19 protein-coding genes are annotated in these 18,234 nt (G+C 41.7%); 6 read left to right on the plus strand and 13 right to left on the minus strand.

From position 1 onward, the window contains the following. Positions 1-243: 243 nt before the first annotated feature. A complete protein-coding gene (locus tag PODO_RS18615; protein ID WP_038572105.1) occupies positions 244-615 on the minus strand; it encodes a MerR family transcriptional regulator in 372 nt (123 codons plus the stop codon). Between the two features lie 135 nt (positions 616-750). Here PODO_RS18615 and PODO_RS18620 point away from each other — a divergent pair, with 135 nt between their 5' ends. Continuing rightward, positions 751-1,509: an SDR family NAD(P)-dependent oxidoreductase gene (locus PODO_RS18620; RefSeq protein WP_038572107.1), complete on the plus strand. Its 759-nt coding sequence runs from the start codon at positions 751-753 to the stop codon at positions 1,507-1,509. 137 nt (positions 1,510-1,646) lie between these two features. Here PODO_RS18620 and hcp read toward each other — a convergent pair whose 3' ends face one another. The 7 genes from hcp to PODO_RS18655 all read right to left on the minus strand — a co-directional run bounded on the left by hcp (position 1,647) and on the right by PODO_RS18655 (position 9,490). Beyond that, positions 1,647-2,939: a hydroxylamine reductase gene (gene hcp / locus PODO_RS18625; protein WP_036688774.1), complete on the minus strand. Its 1,293-nt coding sequence runs from the start codon at positions 2,937-2,939 to the stop codon at positions 1,647-1,649. A gap of 93 nt (positions 2,940-3,032) precedes the next feature. Next, entirely contained in the window at positions 3,033-4,433 is a 1,401-nt protein-coding gene (locus tag PODO_RS18630; RefSeq protein ID WP_143763127.1) for an MFS transporter, read from the minus strand. A 188-nt stretch (positions 4,434-4,621) separates the two neighbouring features. Then, on the minus strand, positions 4,622-5,179 hold the full coding sequence (locus tag PODO_RS18635) for a cysteine hydrolase family protein (protein WP_036688775.1): 558 nt from the start codon (positions 5,177-5,179) through the stop codon (positions 4,622-4,624). A gap of 200 nt (positions 5,180-5,379) precedes the next feature. Then, on the minus strand, positions 5,380-5,988 hold the full coding sequence (locus PODO_RS18640; RefSeq protein WP_036688777.1) for a CPBP family intramembrane glutamic endopeptidase: 609 nt from the start codon (positions 5,986-5,988) through the stop codon (positions 5,380-5,382). 110 nt (positions 5,989-6,098) lie between these two features. Then, on the minus strand, positions 6,099-7,421 hold the full coding sequence (locus PODO_RS18645) for a sensor histidine kinase (protein ID WP_038572109.1): 1,323 nt from the start codon (positions 7,419-7,421) through the stop codon (positions 6,099-6,101). Then, on the minus strand, positions 7,422-8,147 hold the full coding sequence (locus PODO_RS18650) for a LytR/AlgR family response regulator transcription factor (RefSeq protein WP_038572112.1): 726 nt from the start codon (positions 8,145-8,147) through the stop codon (positions 7,422-7,424). A 128-nt stretch (positions 8,148-8,275) separates the two neighbouring features. Then, the gene (locus PODO_RS18655; RefSeq protein WP_038572114.1) at positions 8,276-9,490 is read right to left on the minus strand and encodes an MFS transporter; all 1,215 of its coding nucleotides are present in this window, start codon (positions 9,488-9,490) and stop codon (positions 8,276-8,278) included. A 337-nt stretch (positions 9,491-9,827) separates the two neighbouring features. Between PODO_RS18655 and PODO_RS18660 the strand changes: the two genes are divergently transcribed. The 3 genes from PODO_RS18660 to PODO_RS18675 all read left to right on the plus strand — a co-directional run bounded on the left by PODO_RS18660 (position 9,828) and on the right by PODO_RS18675 (position 13,958). Next, positions 9,828-11,408 carry a spore germination protein gene (locus PODO_RS18660; RefSeq protein ID WP_080742525.1) on the plus strand — a complete coding sequence of 527 codons (1,581 nt, stop codon included), beginning with the start codon at positions 9,828-9,830 and terminating at the stop codon, positions 11,406-11,408. 5 nt (positions 11,409-11,413) lie between these two features. Continuing rightward, entirely contained in the window at positions 11,414-12,583 is a 1,170-nt protein-coding gene (locus PODO_RS18665) for a Ger(x)C family spore germination protein (RefSeq protein ID WP_036688784.1), read from the plus strand. Positions 12,584-12,851: 268 nt separating this feature from the next. Beyond that, the gene (locus PODO_RS18675; protein ID WP_036688787.1) at positions 12,852-13,958 is read left to right on the plus strand and encodes a GerAB/ArcD/ProY family transporter; all 1,107 of its coding nucleotides are present in this window, start codon (positions 12,852-12,854) and stop codon (positions 13,956-13,958) included. Positions 13,959-14,079: 121 nt separating this feature from the next. Here PODO_RS18675 and PODO_RS18680 read toward each other — a convergent pair whose 3' ends face one another. After that, a complete protein-coding gene (locus tag PODO_RS18680; RefSeq protein WP_244886355.1) occupies positions 14,080-14,895 on the minus strand; it encodes a CAP domain-containing protein in 816 nt (271 codons plus the stop codon). Positions 14,896-15,181: 286 nt separating this feature from the next. Here PODO_RS18680 and PODO_RS18685 point away from each other — a divergent pair, with 286 nt between their 5' ends. After that, complete coding sequence (locus tag PODO_RS18685; protein WP_038572117.1) at positions 15,182-16,171, plus strand: ketoacyl-ACP synthase III; 990 nt, start codon at positions 15,182-15,184, stop codon at positions 16,169-16,171. Between the two features lie 17 nt (positions 16,172-16,188). Here the strand turns inward: PODO_RS18685 and PODO_RS18690 are convergent, their stop codons facing one another. After that, entirely contained in the window at positions 16,189-16,770 is a 582-nt protein-coding gene (locus PODO_RS18690; protein WP_038572119.1) for a LysE family transporter, read from the minus strand. A 124-nt stretch (positions 16,771-16,894) separates the two neighbouring features. Here PODO_RS18690 and PODO_RS18695 point away from each other — a divergent pair, with 124 nt between their 5' ends. Next, positions 16,895-17,449, plus strand: a complete 555-nt coding sequence (locus tag PODO_RS18695) for a helix-turn-helix domain-containing protein (protein ID WP_038572120.1) — start codon at positions 16,895-16,897, stop codon at positions 17,447-17,449. Between the two features lie 77 nt (positions 17,450-17,526). Here the strand turns inward: PODO_RS18695 and PODO_RS18700 are convergent, their stop codons facing one another. From PODO_RS18700 to PODO_RS18710, 3 genes are read right to left on the minus strand one after another with little or no spacing between them, the layout of a single operon-like run. After that, positions 17,527-17,733 (minus strand): hypothetical protein, encoded by a 207-nt coding sequence (locus tag PODO_RS18700; protein ID WP_143767710.1) that lies wholly within the window; start codon positions 17,731-17,733, stop codon positions 17,527-17,529. 26 nt (positions 17,734-17,759) lie between these two features. Beyond that, on the minus strand, positions 17,760-17,948 hold the full coding sequence (locus PODO_RS18705; RefSeq protein ID WP_038572124.1) for a hypothetical protein: 189 nt from the start codon (positions 17,946-17,948) through the stop codon (positions 17,760-17,762). A 42-nt stretch (positions 17,949-17,990) separates the two neighbouring features. Then, on the minus strand, positions 17,991-18,209 hold the full coding sequence (locus PODO_RS18710) for a hypothetical protein (RefSeq protein WP_155288149.1): 219 nt from the start codon (positions 18,207-18,209) through the stop codon (positions 17,991-17,993). Between the last annotated feature and the right edge of the window lie 25 nt (positions 18,210-18,234).

Consider the following 18,234-nt stretch of genomic DNA (forward strand, 5'->3'; position numbering starts at 1 on the left):
TCTAAACACAATAACGAATACATCTAGCGCTGTCAATAAGGTATTGCCGAATGAGACGAGGATGCGAATAGCGAAGCATACGGTTATTTTGCCGGAGTCTAGCCCAAAAGCAAAAGACGCTAGTTCCGCAAACATACGTGCGGAACTAGCGTCTATCAATGAATCGTGAGGGCCCTTTCTTTGAACTCTCAATTATCTTAATCATTAGCATACTTTTATGTTGCCTGCTTAGTGAATGCCTGCTTAGTGAATGCCTGTCTCTTTCGTAAGGGAATTTTTGTAGGCTGCAATTTTGTCTTTCAACATCTTCTCTGTGGCTGTTAAGTTTCTGATTTGGCTCTGTATAGAGTTACTATGATTCTCAAGAAGGTTCAAGCGGGCTTGGGCCGTATGCTCTCCTTCTAAATATAACTGCGCATATTCTCTAATTTGTGAGATCGGCATTTGGGTTTGTTTCAACCTCATCACAAATCGCAGCCAAGCAAGATTGGAGTCATCATATATTCTTTCTCCATTCGCATTCCGTATCGGAGCAATAATCTTTTCCTTTTCATAATATCTCAGTGTATATGCGGTAATCCCTAGTAATTTGGCTACATCGCTGATCGTATACATACAAGCCCCCGAATCTATGTTGATTTTAAGAGTCCCCATAATTATAAAAAACATTTGACTTAGAGTAAACTCTAAGCTTTATGATTACATCGTTGTTGAAACACTAAATATTCTTGTAAAAACGGAGGAATTCACATGAAATATACTGTAGTTACAGGCGCCAGTTCAGGTATAGGTTATGAAACCGCTCTAGCCTTTGCGGCTCGCGGTAAAAACTTAATTGTTATAGCCCGCAGAAGGGAGCAACTGGAGGAGCTAAAATCTGAAATCAATCATAACTACCCCGATGTAGTTGTCGTTATTCGAGTGACTGACTTATCCGTTTCTAGTAATGCTTATAAGCTTTATGAGGATCTACAAGGGTTCGAAATCGAAACTTGGATCAACAATGCGGGATTTGGAAATTTCGCTTCAGTGGCCAAGCAAGATTTAGATAAAATTTCTGCAATGCTGCATCTGAACATTGAATCGTTGACGATCCTTTCCTCTCTATTCGTTCGTGATTACTCCAATGTTGAAGGAACACAATTAATCAACGTTTCATCCGGTGGCGGCTATACGATTGTGGGAAATGCCATTACGTACTGTGCGACTAAGTTCTATGTGAGTGCCTTTACTGAAGGACTCTCTCATGAGTTGAAGAGTCAAGGTGCACTTATGCAGGCTAAAGTGCTGGCACCTGCCGCAACAGAAACAGAATTCGCGAAGCTTTCTTTCGATGTCCCCGAATTCGAATATCATGGGACTGTGCCGAAATATCATACCGCGAAGGAAATGGCTGTATTCATGCTTGATCTGTATGACAACGATCATGTTGTGGGGATTGTTAATGGTTTGACGTACGAGTTCGAGTTGAGAGATACCCTCTATAATTATGTGGCGAGCACGCGATAAGTTCATCTCGTAATGGCAAGTTAAGAAGCATGATCATCCTTTACGGATCGCCGTGCTTCGACAATGATGTATCTCCTAAATCCCCTATCAAAAAAAGGCTGCCAATCCCTTATGGGCGGCAACCTTTGATTTTTACTCTACGACAACGCCAACATCGCGTTCATATCTTCCTCAGCAGTAGTAATTAGCTTCAATCCAAAAAGCTCTACCAACACATCCAGTACACCTGGCGAGATGAACTCGGGTGGCTTTGGTCCGATGCGGATGTCCTGAATGCCGAGACTGAACAAGCCTAGCAGAATGGCCACTGCTTTTTGCTCAAACCAAGACAGCACGATGCTGACAGGCAGCTCGTTCACCGTACACTCAAATGCCTCAGCCAGAGCCATGGCAATCTTCACTGTAGAACCGGAATTATTACATTGCCCAAGGTCAATGTAACGCGGAATACCGGTGTCTCCAACGGTGCCATAATCTACGTCATTAAAGCGGAACTTTCCGCAAGAAGTAGTTAAAATGACGGTATCGTTCGGTAAGGAAGTCGCCAACTCACGGTAGTAATTCCCGCCCGTACCTGGCGCATCACAGCCTGCAATGACGAAAAACCGGCGGATATGCCCGTCTTTGACTGCTTGAATGATCTCTGGTGCTAACCCGATTACAGTTTCATGATGATATCCGGTCGTGAGTACCAGATCTGACTCTACATCAGCCGCAGGTAGGGACAACGCTCGATTAATTAGTGGGGAGAAGTCGTCGCCCGTTATTTTCTCTACACCTTCCAGCCCCGCTACTTCATATGAGAAAAAGCGGTCTGCATAAGTGCCTTTAATCGGCATTACACAGTTTGTGGTAGCAAGAATTGCACCGGGAAACTGCTCAAACAATCTACGCTGATCATACCACGCTTTGCCGATGTTGCCTTTAAGATGCTTATACTTTTTGAGTGCAGGATATCCATGCGCAGGCAGCATTTCTGAGTGAGTATAAATGTTGATGCCTTTCCCCTCTGTCTGCCGCAGTAATTCCTCCAACGCATATAAATTATGTCCAGTCACAACAATACATTGACCTTCAATTTTGTTCTGACTGACTGTGATTGGTTGCGGAATGCCAAAGCGGTCCGTATGCGCACGATCCAGTACATCCATGATGCGCACCGCCGCATCTCCGACCTTCATCGCCATCTCCAAATGTTCCTGCGTATTAAAGTTGGAATTGGTCAACGTCATATACAAAGCTTCGTGGGTGATACGATCCACCTCGGGGTCGCTATATCCTAGCTGCCGGGCATGTGTCGCATAAGCTGCAATTCCTTTTAATGCAAAAATCATCGTATCTTGTAAACTCGCAATGGTTTCATTTTTGCCACATACCCCTACAACGGTGCATCCGCCATTCGGTGTCTGTTCACATTGGTAACAAAACATATCGTTATCCTCCATATCTAGATAATCATTCGTTACTTCCAACGTAACAGAACACCAAACCTTGAGTTGTGATTACACACACATTTTTTTAGATCAAGCAGATTTAAATGACCTTCTATTTATAACAATCATTAGTACAATAACGCCTAAACAAATGAAAATATTAATCTCAAAAACCAATTTGTACGCCTGCAACTGACTCCCTTGTCCTGTCCCTCCACTCATCACACCAAGTCCAAGTGCTGAGCCAAAGACCATCCCCGCATTTCTTGTTAAAGCAATTAATCCGCCAATCGAACCTACGTGTTCCCGAGGCGTCTGCTGCATAATAAAGCTATTATTAGGAGAGGCAATGAGCCCCATACCAAGGCCTATAAGAGATAGAATCGCCGCGATTCCATAAACCGGTATATGGTCTAAATACACCAGCAACAAGATAAACCCGCTTCCCATACAGCTCAGTCCCATAAGCATCAGACGATGAGAGCCATAACGGTCGGAACAGTAGCCTGCGAGAGGACCTGCAAACGCCAAGGCAATGGGATAAGCCGCCATAATATATCCTGTCGTAGATGACGAGAACGGAACCGCCGCCCCCATCAAATAAAATGGAATAAGGACAAGCAATGTATTAGACAGAATAAAAGAGGCACAGCTAACGATCAAGCCTCCCGCTACAGTTGGAATTTTCAAAGCTTGTAAGGGTAGAAAAGGATTCTTTTGCTTCCGTTCCCAGAATAGAAAAGTAATCAGTAACAAGAACCCCCCCACCAAACTTGTCATCGTCCACACGGACACCCAGCCCCATTTGCTCCCATTTGTTATTACGAGAAGAACCAAGGTGATGAATGCCATAAACAAGCTGGCCCCCACGAAGCTGATAGCACCCGGTTTGCGCTCTTGCACACGGTTGGGTATGTACCGATATGCCATAATTGTAGCCACAATCGCCACAGGAACATGGATTAAAAATAACCATTTCCAGCTCAGCCACTCTGCAATCAAACCTCCCGCTATAGGTCCCGTCATCCCGCCCAGTGCGACAGCTGTACTTAAAATTCCGAGTGCACGTCCTCTTTGCTCTTTCGGCATATGAATGGTGATGAGCGCAATATTAGTTGCTTGGAAAATCGCAGCTCCTACTCCCTGTATAACTCTGAGCGTTAGCAATATTGGTAAATTAGGTGAAAAAGCGACCAGGATGGAACCCACAGTAAAGATCACAAATCCAAGATTGTGAATCCGGCGAAAACCATAACGGTCGCCCAGTTTCCCCATAACAGGAAGAAGTGCCGTAATCACTAGCAGATACCCTGTTGTGATCCATAATCCCTTCCCAAGCTCTGTCTGAAAATAATCCACAATAAAAGGAAGCGACACATTCACAATTCCGGCTGTAAAATGGGAAATAAACGCCCCCATACAAATAGCCGCCATCATCCCCAGCCGCTGCCCGTGTCTGCTTTTAAACTCTATATCTTTTGCTGCTATCATGTTGATCCCGTCCCTACTCATATTGTTTAAGAATTACTAACAATTATAAGTAGATCCCTTGCAAGAACAATCCCATAAAGATGGGATGGAAATGGTTTAGGCGAATATGTCTATCAGAATAGGTGAGGAAAATCAGAGGTAATGCAAAACAGCAAAAAGCGGCACATTTAAGTGCCGCCTCTGAATTATTATCTATAAGAGTCATGCGTTGGGCGAAACAAATCTTCTTCGGAACTTCTGACCATAGAAAAATGTTCGACATTGTAGTGCCCATGTAATGTTTTATTGTGATGCTTGATGATTTGTTCTGCACTTAAAACATCATTGCCCGTTGTAGAATGACCATCTCCGACCAATGTAACATCCATGCCGCTAACCGTAGCCGTCCGAACCGCAGTATCGATGCAGTGTTGAGTTTTACATCCCATAATGACCACATGCTCAATCTGCTGATCTTTCAGATATTGTAGCAGTTCAGTTCCGTGAAAAGAATTCGTTGCCAGCTTATCAAAGATTTTGGCATTTACAGACCTATTGATTTCATTGTGCACTTGAAAGCCTGCACCTGTTCCTTCAGCGACATCAAGATCCCTAACAAACACAACTTCGACATTGGCTTCTTTTGCTTGTTCAATCACTTTATTAATATTCCGGATAAGCTGCTCTTTATTGAATACCGCACTTTCCTTTTCGTTTCCATCCATTAATTCTTGTTGTGCATCGATGATTAATAATACCTGATTCAAATGATTTTCCCCTTTCGAATGGTGGGGAACGCTAACACGCTTGATCAGTTAAACGTTTTCCCCATATAATTTTGCAAGCTGACATTGTTTTTCATAATATCTACCTCCCAATAAAAATGGTATATAAACTTTAATCTTATAATTTAAGACTTTTTTAGTTTACCATATTTTTAAAATGTACTCTCTAAAAACTTTGATCGCTACATCCATTGATACATCATAAAAATGGAGGAAATCAGATTAGTCAGCCCGTGCAGGACCCAACCTGGAATGATCGAACCGCCGGATAACTTCTCATTCAATATTCCGATACTCCAACCCACAAGACCCGTAAGAAGCATTACAACAGCAGAATTCAAAAATCCGGCACTACTGTATAACAGCACAGCATGTACGACACCAAATAATAAAGCTTGAGCACAGTTTCCAATTCCGAATCCGAATTTCGAACTTAACCGTTTTCCAATGAAGCCGCGGAACAGAATCTCTTCGGACAAGCTAGTCTGCAACCAAGAATAAATCAATGCCGGAATCAAACCTTTAAGACCTGTACCATAAAACTGTGAGCTGGCCAAAGTATTCCTATCCAGCATGTAGATTGCTGTAAGCATTCCCAGACTGGTGAATATAGTCATCGTAAGTATAAAACATAGTATGAACTGCTTCCTAGAAATCAATTGGGGTTTCTTCCAGCCAATCCACATGGCAAAGGATGATGTTGTTCTGCTTGTAAAAAACCAGTATGTATAGGGAATGATGCTGAATAAGATGAGCTGAAGGACTGCACTGATGAGCAATGACAATGTCAACGGAATACCCTCCCTTTAATAAGAACAGCCTCAATATATCATGGACCGCTGCTTGCCCGCGGGAAGAGACCGTAACTTGCAGGTTAGGTGGAGTAGTTGGTTTCGGATTGCTACTCAGGCAGTGGTAATACCGCCAACATCATGAACTGCCCATTCTCATATCTGAAACTGACGCTTCCTTGAAGCTGTTGAACCGCATACTCAATGCTTTCGATTCCGAACCCTCTACTCCCAAAGTTCCGCTTGCTGGACAAAAAAGAGCCCTGCCCGTCCTCTGTAAGCAGAGATGCAGGATTCTTTAAAGAAATCACCAATAACCCTTCGGTATAAATTACTTCCAGCTCAATAACATTCTGCTCTGACTCTGGTAATCTCTGAACCCCTTCAATTGCATTATCTAATGCATTGCCTAGAATAATTGCAATATCAACCTCTTTGCCTGCAAGTGACAGGTCCTGCGGGATGCGAAAATGAGATTGCATTGTAACTTGATGTAGCTCAGCTTTTGCGAATTTCTCATTATAAATGGCATCAATAGCGATATTTCCAGAAGAAATAAACTTTTCTCCCGCCTCCTGTGTCGAAGCAACCTCTGCAATATATCGCTTGGCTTCTTCTAAAGCGCCTTCATCCAGCAGAGAATGAATAAGGATCAGCACATGATTCAGATCATGCCGCAAACGCTGTGCTTCCTGATTATCTTTCAGTTTACTCGTGTAATCCTTCACTTGCTGCTGAAGCACATGATTATGGAATTCGATCTGCATCCGTTTCATTAACTTTTGATATATAAACATTACAGCCACATTAATTACAAGAATACCAAGCAGAATGAACACAAAATCAAGCGGAATATTAAAAGGTTTATCACTGGAATATCTCAGATTCACAATAATAATAAGCAAAGAACCCGCCGAAACAAGATTCAACACAGCCCAATCCTGATTCGACAATAACGTAGTGGTGTCCACTTTGAATAACCGCAACAATAGCAGACATAACATGATGCTTAGCAAAATAACAAATAGGAAAGCAAAAGATAACCACCAAAAATTAGCTTCATTTATTCCACCGGTATTGAGCGGGATATGCTGAATCCCATACCATACCAGCATTTCAATAACAACCGTAAACACTGTATAGAAACTGCTAAAGAACAGCTTTTGTAGCACACTGCCGCGGAAATAAACAATAGTAATCAGACTATATACAATCAGGTGAAGGATGACCGAATCAACTAGAGATAAGCTAGCAGCAGTAAGCGATTTAACCATATAAAAGATAATAAGACAGCCTATAAATGACTTTTTGCTCCTGTTCAGGATTAGAAATTTCTTGAGAAAAATATAAAATGTGACCCCTTGCGGAACATATATAAGGATGAGCATAAATACACCAAAAAAGTAAGGACTAATCTCCCGGATGAAAGACATTTATCTTAAGAGCCTCTTTTCTATAAAGGCATGGTATGACCGTAAAGAATCAGAGCTTTTACTGCGGCTGACTGGAAGTTCCACCCCGTTCTTCAGCTGAATAAGTTCCTTGCTTAAAGAACGAACATGCAGCCAATTTACTAGGAATCCCGTATGTACGCGACAGAAATCATGTGATCCCAGCTGTCCTTCCAAATCTCCCAGTTTGCCATAATACGAGTAAGTCTCTTGTTCAGTATAAAGGACCAACTTTTTACCTCGTTCTACCGTGATATACATAATATCATCTACCCTTAAATTATAGCTCATATGATGGATTGAGAATGTCAGCACATTGTTTCTTTGCAAGCATTGCTGAATGGCTTTGACTGTGGCGGTCTGCAGTTCATGTTCATCAATAGGTTTCAGCAAATAGCGAAAGGGATGAACCGCAAAGCTTCTTCTCATATAACTTGTATGGCTGGTGACATAAATAATTAATACCCTGGCATCTTTGAGCCGGATCTTCTCTGCAACTTCTATACCGTTATACTCGGGCATCTCCATATCCAGATAAACTATATCGTATGCGGTAGACGTCATTGTCTGAAGCAGGGTTTGGCCTGATTCATAAATCTCAATAGAGGCGGTCATCCCTTGCAGGCTAGTCATCTGCTTCTTGAGTAATTCTTCCAACCGCGAGGCATCTTGCCTCTGATCGTCACAGATAGCAATGTTAAGATTCATATTATGTATCCCTCCAAGTGAACGTAATTCTATCATATTATAATTTGGAAAAATATGAAGAACCGACAAAAAGCCGATCCTCTCGGACCGGCCAATAAACTCTTTTCATAGGAAAGTTTTTACCCTAATCAATTCATCGGAATCGCGGACGCCAGCCGCCGAAACTGGATGAAAATAAACAGAGCGGTCAGCATCACCACAATTCCTGAACCGAGGAACCATAGCTGCACTCCGTATCGATCCACTACAGGTCCTGCCAACAGCAGTCCAATTGGCGAAGACAACATCATAATGCTGGTCACAAGTGAAATGACACGCCCAAGCATCTCGGGTTCAAAAGAACGCTGGATCATCGCCATGAAGGGACCATTGAAGAAGGGTGCCGCACTGCCCATGAAGAACGAGAGAATGGCAAAGATCACAAATGCATTCGGACCAATCAAACCACTGATCACACAGGTAAGACCGATGACTAGCAGACCTACGCTCATATAGCTAATGTCGCTCCATTTTGATGAGAACATCGACAATAGCAGACCACCTAAAATCATCCCGATGCTGAACACCGCTTCCACCAGGCTGGCACTGTATCCTCCACGGCCAAAATGAGACAAAGTCATATAAGGAAACAGTGTCGCCAGCGGCATAAATGCGATACTAAACACCGCAGTAGCCCCCGTAATCAACACAATGGGTTTCGCTTGAATGAGTGCGTTCCAACCCAAACGGAATTCTTGAACGAAAGACGGCGCAGCTGTAGCCTGCACTTTAGGCTGATGGATCTTCACCATGAACAGCATCAGATTCGCAATCAAAGCCCCGGCCACATCGAGTAGCAATACCGCCCCAAGCGAAGTTGCCGAGTAAACCGCTATCCCAAGTGCAGGACCAATTACATTCGAGAAAGAGAACACCATCTGCTGCCAGCCCGCGACTCTTGTCAATTCTTCTTCAGGTGCAATCAACGGAACAGCCGCCTGAAAAGCCGGGGCATGAAAGGCCGAAGCCGCCGAACGCAAGCTCAGAATGACATACACAAAACCAAGTCCCGGTTCCCCCCACATGAAATAAATACCTAATATCAGACTGAAAAGCGCTATTGCGCTATCAGCAATAATCATTGTTATTTTACGATTCCAACGATCCAGCCAAACCCCTACGAAAGGACCCAAGACCGCTTGCGGCAAAAACGCTGCCAACCCAGCAATCATCAGAACTGCCGCTGACCCTGTCGATTCCGTCAAGTGCCAGATCACCGCGAATTGAACCATCGAACTCGTGAGAATCGAGAAAATCTGTCCGCTAAAAATAAGGGCGAAGGCTTTTTTCCATTGTATTTGCATAAGGTCATCTCCTTTGATTAAAAACTTAGATAAACTCATTCCATGAGCATAGGCACACTGAAACAGGCACATCACAAATAAACTCATTTCCTTATCTCAAAAAAATGAATGAGTCCACTTGTCTTGCACCACGGACTACCATAAACGAATGGAATGGGTCACAAGGAGCACCTCCTGAAAAAATTATGTTCATTATAACATCGCAACTCCTCCATGAGCCAGTTCCAATTGATCATTTTGCGAAGAATTTGATCTATCTCTATCTTCCGAATAAATTCCTAAATAAGGGAGAAGATAAAAATCACACTTAACATCTAATTTATTTAAGGAGAATTGCATGCGGAAATTTTTTATCGCCAAGACGCCTCCGTCTAATCCTAAGGTGCCCCCTCAAATCGAAGCCGAAAATGAGCTTTCAATGAAGGATCTTTTTTCCCATGCTATCTCTGCGTCTCTCGAAGACAACTTGCAGATTATTAATGACTGTTTTGCCAATTGCTCAGACCTAAAGGTTATTCCATGGCATTATGGCCCGGATCTTAAGTATGAAGCCTCATCCGTCTATTTCAATACACTTACTAAGTCTGACCCTACAAATTATTTTAAAGATGTCTTGCAAAATATAGTTCCGCATGAGCTGGGGCCCACCTTGGACGTAACCGTTGAAGATGTCATCTCTTATTTTGAAAAAAATGGTGTTTCATCACCGCTGCTTGAATTAATGGACAATATCGGTCAAGCCATTAAGGGGATTCTTGATGGGAAAGTTGTCCTTTTCTTTACAGGTTGGCAAAAAGCCGTTGCCTATTATGCCTTTGATGTAGAACAGCGCCAAACCTCTGAGCCCATTTCAGAGCCTACTGTTCAAGGTCCCCACGTCAGCTTTATAGAAAGCTTAGAGCGTAATATAGGTGTTATTCGTAGTTTGCTAAAATCTACTAATCTTAAGTTCGAGTTCTTTACCTCTGGTAAGCAGGTTCAAAGAACGTTGTCCTATGGTTATCTGGATGGAGTGGTGAAACCAGAAGCATTAAATCAATTCAAACAACGTATAGCAAGTATTGATCAGGAAGAAATTCTTGACGTCTCCTATCTCGAAGAGTGGATCGGTGATTCTCTCTACTCACCATTTCCACAAGTCCGCTACACAGAACGACCGGATACAGCTATAACAGCTCTGCTAGACGGGAAGATTATTGCTATGGTTAACGGAAGTCCTTCCATTCTGATCTGTCCCGGGAATTTCATGGAGTTTTTTACGAATAGCGAAGATTATTACTACCGAACCATTTTTTCATCATTGATAAGATTGATTAGGGTCGCTGCCTTCATCATCGCCCTGCTGTTACCCAGTACCTATATTGCCTTATCCAACTTCCATTCCGAACTAATTCCCACGGTTCTGCTGCTTGCCATTCTAAACACACGCGAAGGAATCCCCTTTCCGGCTATGGTTGAAGCTTTGATCATGGAGTTTTTCTTTGAGCTTTTGAGAGAGGCGGGCATACGCTTACCCAGACCGATTGGATCGGCCGTCAGTATCGTTGGAGCATTGGTCATTGGACAAGCGGCTATTCAATCGCAGATTGCCTCTCCGGTCATGGTCATTGTCGTCGCTTTGACGGGCATTGCCTCATTTGCGCTACCTCAATACAATATGGCAATTGCGCTGCGGATTTTACGGTTTCCCTTAATGATTCTCGCGGCAACGTTCGGAGGACTTGGCATCATGGTCGGTTTTATTCTAATTTACCTCCATCTGGCTACCTTGCGCTCTTTAGGAGAACCGTATTTAGACTCGTTAGCTCCGCTAGATCTCAAAAGAGTACGTGATTCTATTTTTCTACTTCCGAGAAGACTGCTGCTTCATTCACCACGGAATCGACACCTATATAAAAAGACTTCAGGAAGGAAGTAGATATAGTGAAGCGACTTACTACCATACTAATTTCCCTTCTTGTACTCACTCTAACTAGCGGATGCTGGGATAATAAAGAATTGGACGAGTATGGGTATGTGCAGGCGGTCGCCATTGACCAAAGCGAAGACAATCGGATTGTGATCACGACACATTTCTATAATCCTTCCACCAAAATAGAAATGGGACAAGCAGGGGATCCAGCGTCGAAGGGAATTAATATTGTTACAAGTGGAGAAACCTTTTTTGAAGCAATAAGGGAGATCCCGGCAAAATTTGGTCGAAAAGCCAAATGGGATCATATGCGTGTCATATTAATCGGGGAGCAACTAGCCAGAACCTCGAACATCCGGGAGGTGCTTGATTTTTTCTCCAGAGATCAAGAACCGCGTGGTACCGTTCTTCCTCTCATCGCTGAGCAATCTGCGGCACCATTTTTAGATATCAACCCGTTTATCGAGCAGACCATTGGTCAACAGTATAAGAGAATGGAGACGAGCGGTGCTCTATATGCCGCAAAAACTTCCAAGATTCCTCTCTATGAGCTGGCTATACAAATGTGTAGCCCCTCCAATACTTCCATCATCCCTTACCTGCATAAGACCAGTTTGGATCATAAACCATTGATATCTGGGCTGGCTGTAATCCATGACGGGAAAATGATTGACATCCTAAAGGAAAAGGATACAGAAGCATTCATGATGCTGACGGATAGATATATCTATGGAGTACTAGAATTTCCTTGCCCGGATGAAACCGAAGAACCGCTGCGAAAAAAAGAAACGCTTGAAGTGCTTACCTTCAACAGTACGCTTACTCCAACCGTGAAAAATGGTTCTGTATCCGTCGGTGTAAAAATTGCTATTGAAGGGATGATCGGAGAATTACGTTGCTCACATATAAAAAACAATAAGGACATGAAGCTTTTTGAGCAGCGTGTCATAACTCAGGTTGAACAACAGGTTGAGCATGCAACCAAGTTTTTGAAAACAAAAAAGATCGACGCACTCGGAATTGGCAATCAGATTTACCGGAAAAATCCGCAGCTGTGGAAACAACTAGAGCCTCAATGGAAGGATACATTCGCCCAGACTCAGTTCGATATCAACGTTGATGTCAAAGTGTTAAGCACTGGAATGAACTCAGGTACAATATTCGGAACAAAGGAGAAGTAGCTATGGTGGGAAAAATAATCTGCGTCCTCTTATTAGCTTCCGCTATGCTAGCCCATGACATTCCAAGGTTTAGGCAAGCCTCCATCCGCGATCGAGTAGTTTATGGAGTATTATTACTACCCGTACTTTATCTCGGATTTATCTTTATTGCAGCTAAGCCATGGCCCAATTTAGACTCCATCTTCAATTTACTTACGGCTCCAGCTGAGCACATCGTCCATTGGATCAACCCAACCATTTCATAAGCTTAAAGAATGAGGAGGAACGTATGAATAAGCAAGAACGTGTTAGCTCGATCCAAATGTCCATGCTGTTTCTCTTCTTTATGACCGGTTCCTCAATCGTCATCGTCCCTGCATCATTAACTAACTTTGCCGGCAACGGAGCCTGGATATCCCTCTTAATCGCCTCGGCCATAGGAATGCTTCTGCTTTCCGGCATTCTATATTTGAACCGACGAGCGCCAGATCTTTCGCTTGTGGAACAAAGCCGCTCCGTACTTGGAAACGGACTGACCCTTGTCCTCCTAATTCCTTTCACTTGTGTGCTGTTTTGGAATGTCGCAGGAATTGTAATTGAGATCGGAACCTTTTTCAAAAGTACGATGTTAAAAGAAACGCCCACTTACGCGGTAAACACCATGTTTTTTATAACGATTGCGATGACAGCTCTAGCTGGAATCGAAGTGATTGCCCGTATGGCAGCCGTCCTAATGTCACTAATGTTCGGATTTATCATCTTAGTCTGGATACTCGTAGCAGGGTTGTATCATCCCGAATACCTACTGCCCATCATGCCTGATGGATTTAGGCCTATCCTAAGCGCTGCATATGTAGTCTATGGCTTTCCCTATTCCGAGCTTATCGTTTTTTCGATGATTTTACCGTTCGTGCGTAAAGAAGACAATTCTAAACTGGGAAAACAAATGTATCTTGCACTCATCATCAATGCCCTGACGTTAATTGCTTCTGTCATTAGCAGTATTATGGTACTGGGACCACTGTCCGGCAGCTTAAAATATTCATTATATCAGTTGGCGAGACTCATTTATTTTCAGGAAACCATTGAAAGAATCGAATCCGTGATTGGTTTTTCACTCATTATCGGCTTCTATTTCAAGGCTTCTATCCTGCTGCTTATTCTTATTAAAGTACTAAAGGAGCTTCTGAGATTGAAGGATGAACGTTTAATTGTTTTCCCTCTTGCTTTTGTTTGCCTGCTGTTATCTGTAACGACTTACACACAAGAGTCTGAGCTTGAGGAAATCGTGAATATTACATGGCCCTTGATCACTAACCTAGCTTACACCCTGCCATTTCTTCTGATTCTATTGGTCACTTTCATTCGTTATCATATAAAAAAACACAAAAAATAACCCGTTCTATACGGATTCAATATCCCCTATCTCATTTTGCAGACTTCAGAAAAGTAGGGATGCCCTACAGCCACTTTTAGCTTATTAGGACACCCCTGTTAAGTTTATTACTTTAATCGCACTAACCAATAAATTCTTGAACCCACTCGCTGTTATAGTAACCTATTCCAATTTCTGTGAAGCTGCTATTCAGGATGTTGGCACGATGGCCAGGACTGTTCATCCATTGGTTCATTACTTCTTCTGCACTCGACTGACCTTTGGCGATGTTTTCCCCTGCTGAATTGTATGAGATCCCGAAGGCTTTCATCATATCAAACGGAGATCCATACGTAGGAGACTGATGGTCAAAATAATTGTTGTCATACATATCCTGCGCTTTAGCCAAAGCCATTTTCGAAAGTTCGCTATTTAAACTAAGGGGCTTCAAGCCTGCATTCGTTCTTTCTTTATTCACCAGATCCAATACTTGCTGTACTAATTGGGATGTATTGGCGGATGGTTGTGGATTTGCAGACTTCTGCGGGACAGCAGAATGTTGCGGATTTGCAGAATATTGTGGTTTGGCCGACTGCTGCGGATACGTTGTTTGGTCTGTTGTGCCTCCTGTAGGTGGATTGGTGCGGATGAACCCATCCAGCCATTTCGTTACATCGCCAGGAACTTGTTTAGTCTTAATTGTTGAATTCCCTGCATTCTCCGTGGAAATGGAAGATGCTTGCGTTAAAGTTGACGTTGAAGTAGTTTTACGAGCATGATTGTCAACCTTCGTTTGTTGAGTAGTCATTTGGTTGTTGGCCGAGTTATTACCCGAACAAGCAGTAACGAGTAATAGCGCTACTATAACGATAAATGGTTTAATAAGAACCCCTCCTGATTTGGCAAAGTAGTGACTTAATCGAATAAAGTTTTTGTAAAGTACCACTGATTTATTCATCCCTAATTCAAAAATATAAAAAGCAAAAAAGTCCACCCGCAACATGGTTGCTGTGGACTTAATTTTAGTGGATATATTAGATTCGTTGATTTTGTTACACTTTTAGGAATTTATAGAATTTTTTACTAATTAGTGTTATGCTTTATTAAGATAATAAACTATAACATCACAAATTTTTTTGGACAAACAAGCTTATAGAAATGAGCAGGCGTTGTTAGGTAAACAGATACTTTTAGATTACTTAATGTAATGTGATTGCAAAATTATTACAAGGGGTGATCATGCTATGTTAGAAGGTATCTCGATAAAACAAGTCTCCATTTATTGTCCTGAAAGAGTGATTAACAACCAATATTTTATTGACCATTTTCAAAAGCAAGGCATAGATATTAAGCGGATTCTTAAAAAGACAGGCAGAAAAAACCGCCATGTTATTGAAGGAACGAAGGAGAACTCGTTGACGATGGCGATTAATGCCGCTCAACAAGCAATTGATACTGCTTCATTGAAATCCACAGATATAGACCTGATTCTTTTTTCCAGCTCAACTCCGGAATATCTATCACCAACGAATTCATTGCTTATTCACAAAGCTATCAAAGGTAAAGATGATATTCTTTGCTATGACTTGAATGGGAATTGTATAGGAATGTTTATTGCGGTTGAACAGGCTGCTCGTACTTTATACGATGATCCTGATAGAGATAGAGCGTTGGTTATCGGTTCGGATTTTTTAAATTTATGGGCTGATCCTTCACATCCAATAACATATTCAATTTTTGGCGATGCCGCCGTAGCCCTCATTTTAGAAAAAGACCATTCAGAGAGTGGATTAATTGACGTAAGGTATCTTTCGGACAGCCGTTTTACAGAAGAAATTGTGTACCCCGCTCAAGGATTGGCTAAGTCTTTGCGTGATGGGGCTGAACACCGCTACTTACACTGGGGGAGATTCAGCGGAATAGACAGTGTACGATTTGCGGAAACATCTATTGTTGAATTATTGAACAAACATCACCTAACATTCGAGGATATACAAGTTTTTTGCTTTTCACAATTTACATTGGCTAATATTAAATTACTTCAGGCTAAGCTGAACCTGGATCAGCATAAAATTATTTATGTAGCCGACGAATATGGCTATACTGGCACAAGCAGTCCCTTTCTGGCCTTATATTGTGCAATTGAACATGGTTTGATCAAACGTGGCGATAACTTGTTATTTTGGACATTGGGATCAGGTTATCAAGCCGGTTCAATGTTATGGCGTTATTGACATGAGGCTTCATTTATTCATCCTATCACTATCGAAACTCCACAATACACTAACAACAATCCCATCAGTATATTAAATTGACTTCTATATTTAGATATCATTTTTTTGAAAAGAGAACCACATAAACACCAACTAAAAGTGCCCATAAAACCTATGAGAGCTAAGACTATAGAGTAACTCAATAAACTAAAATAGGAAGAATGAGAGGTACGAATAAATGTAGATGTAACTGTGATTCCATATAATATCCCTTTTGGATTAATAAATTGTAAAAGCATACCCGCAATAAAGCTGTTGTGTTTATCGCCACTTCCATCATTTTCTTGATGTTTACTTGTAATAATTTTAAATGCTAAATAAAACATGTAGACTCCGCCTATCACAGCCATAATAGATTCAATCTTTGGGATAAGATTAATCAGAAGTATATTAAAATAGCAACATAACAATATGATCACGAAAAAACCTGTGCCCACTCCTAAACAGAATTTCATTGTTTTTCGTAAACCAAACTGGTTTGCAAAAGTCATTGCCATAATGTTATTGGGTCCCGGAGTAAAGCTAGCAACAAATGCATATAAAAACAAAGAAACAATCACTAACTCATTTCTCCCCTTCCCTTTTTGTATGTTATAATGTATTTATCGAACGTTATAACGTCCTCATGTGCGTTTTATTGTATATCTTGGTCGTTATAAAGTAAATAGGGAGTGGAGAATTACCGTGGAAGAGATAAATCAAATCATTGCGGAGAATATAAAAAAGATTAGAAGAAGTAAAGATTTAAGCCTGGAAAAGGTGGCAGAATTAACAGGAGTAAGCAAAACAATGATTGGTCAAATCGAAAGAGGCGAATCAACACCTACCATTACAACCATTTGGAAGATCGCTAATGGATTAAAAACTTCATTTTCTACGCTAATAGATTACCCAAAGCCTGACACAAGAGTGATATTAAGAAATGAAATTCAACCACTGCTTGAAGACAACGGAAAATATCGAGTGTATCCATCTTTCCCATTTGATGAAAGCAAACGATTTGAGGGTTATACAGTCGAGATAGACGAAGGTGGATACCTTGATGCCAATCCACATATGGAAGGAACTGAAGAATTAATCACTGTATTTGATGGTGAATTGTCTTTGCGTGTCAATGATAATGAATATCTATTAAAATCTGGTGATTCTATCACGTTTAACGCAGACAAACCCCATGTATATTATAATCCAGGAGAATCATTGACCCGTTTAAGCATGATCTTATACTATTCTAGTTAGCAAAAAAACCAAGGTTCTTAAACCTTGGGATCAAATCTTACTATGATAACCTGCGGAGACGCCACTCAGCCTCCCCATTATGAACCGTCCAGCATAAACTTATAAACCTTACCGTCTTGTACATATTCATTATTAAAAAGCAGGGCATCCCCTTCTCTTTTCAGGAACTTCAGGTTATCTCCAAAAAAAGGAAGGTCGTTTGTTTCGGCATATTTTTGCTGCTCTACGTCAAGAAGTGCCTTGTACAACAATGTTTTGGCACTTGTTTTGCGATCTATCATCATGAGGAAACCTTGTTGATTGGACCTAATCAGTAGAAAATCCTCGTCCATTCCTGGCGAATGACCATTCCATCCTTAATAATCATCGTATACCATTTATTTTTGATATGTGGTTCTCCGTAAACATCTGTTACGGTTAGATAGATTAGACCTTTCGGCGTCTTCTGAAAATCGAATTGAACAGCATCGAATAACTGCGAACCAAGGTTCGTTAGCAAGCGAGTTTGTCCTGCGGAATCTGTTAGATATAAACCCCCTGTTTACTTCCAATACGAACGGCTATTTTTTCCCCATCCAGTAAACTCCGCTCTTTGATGCGATTTATCCCATACAACCTTCAACCCTGCCGCTTCCCAGTGACTAGCTGATACATAAGTAATCCCATCCTTTACTAGTGCAGCGCTCGTACCTTTCCCGCCTCCATCCATAATGAAAGTAAAATAAGCGATCAAAGTCTCTCCTTCTATTAATCCTCTCAATCTGCCTCTTTTTCTCTCATTTCGT

This window comes from Paenibacillus odorifer (assembly GCF_000758725.1).
GTDB lineage: Bacteria > Bacillota > Bacilli > Paenibacillales > Paenibacillaceae > Paenibacillus_AQ > Paenibacillus_AQ odorifer.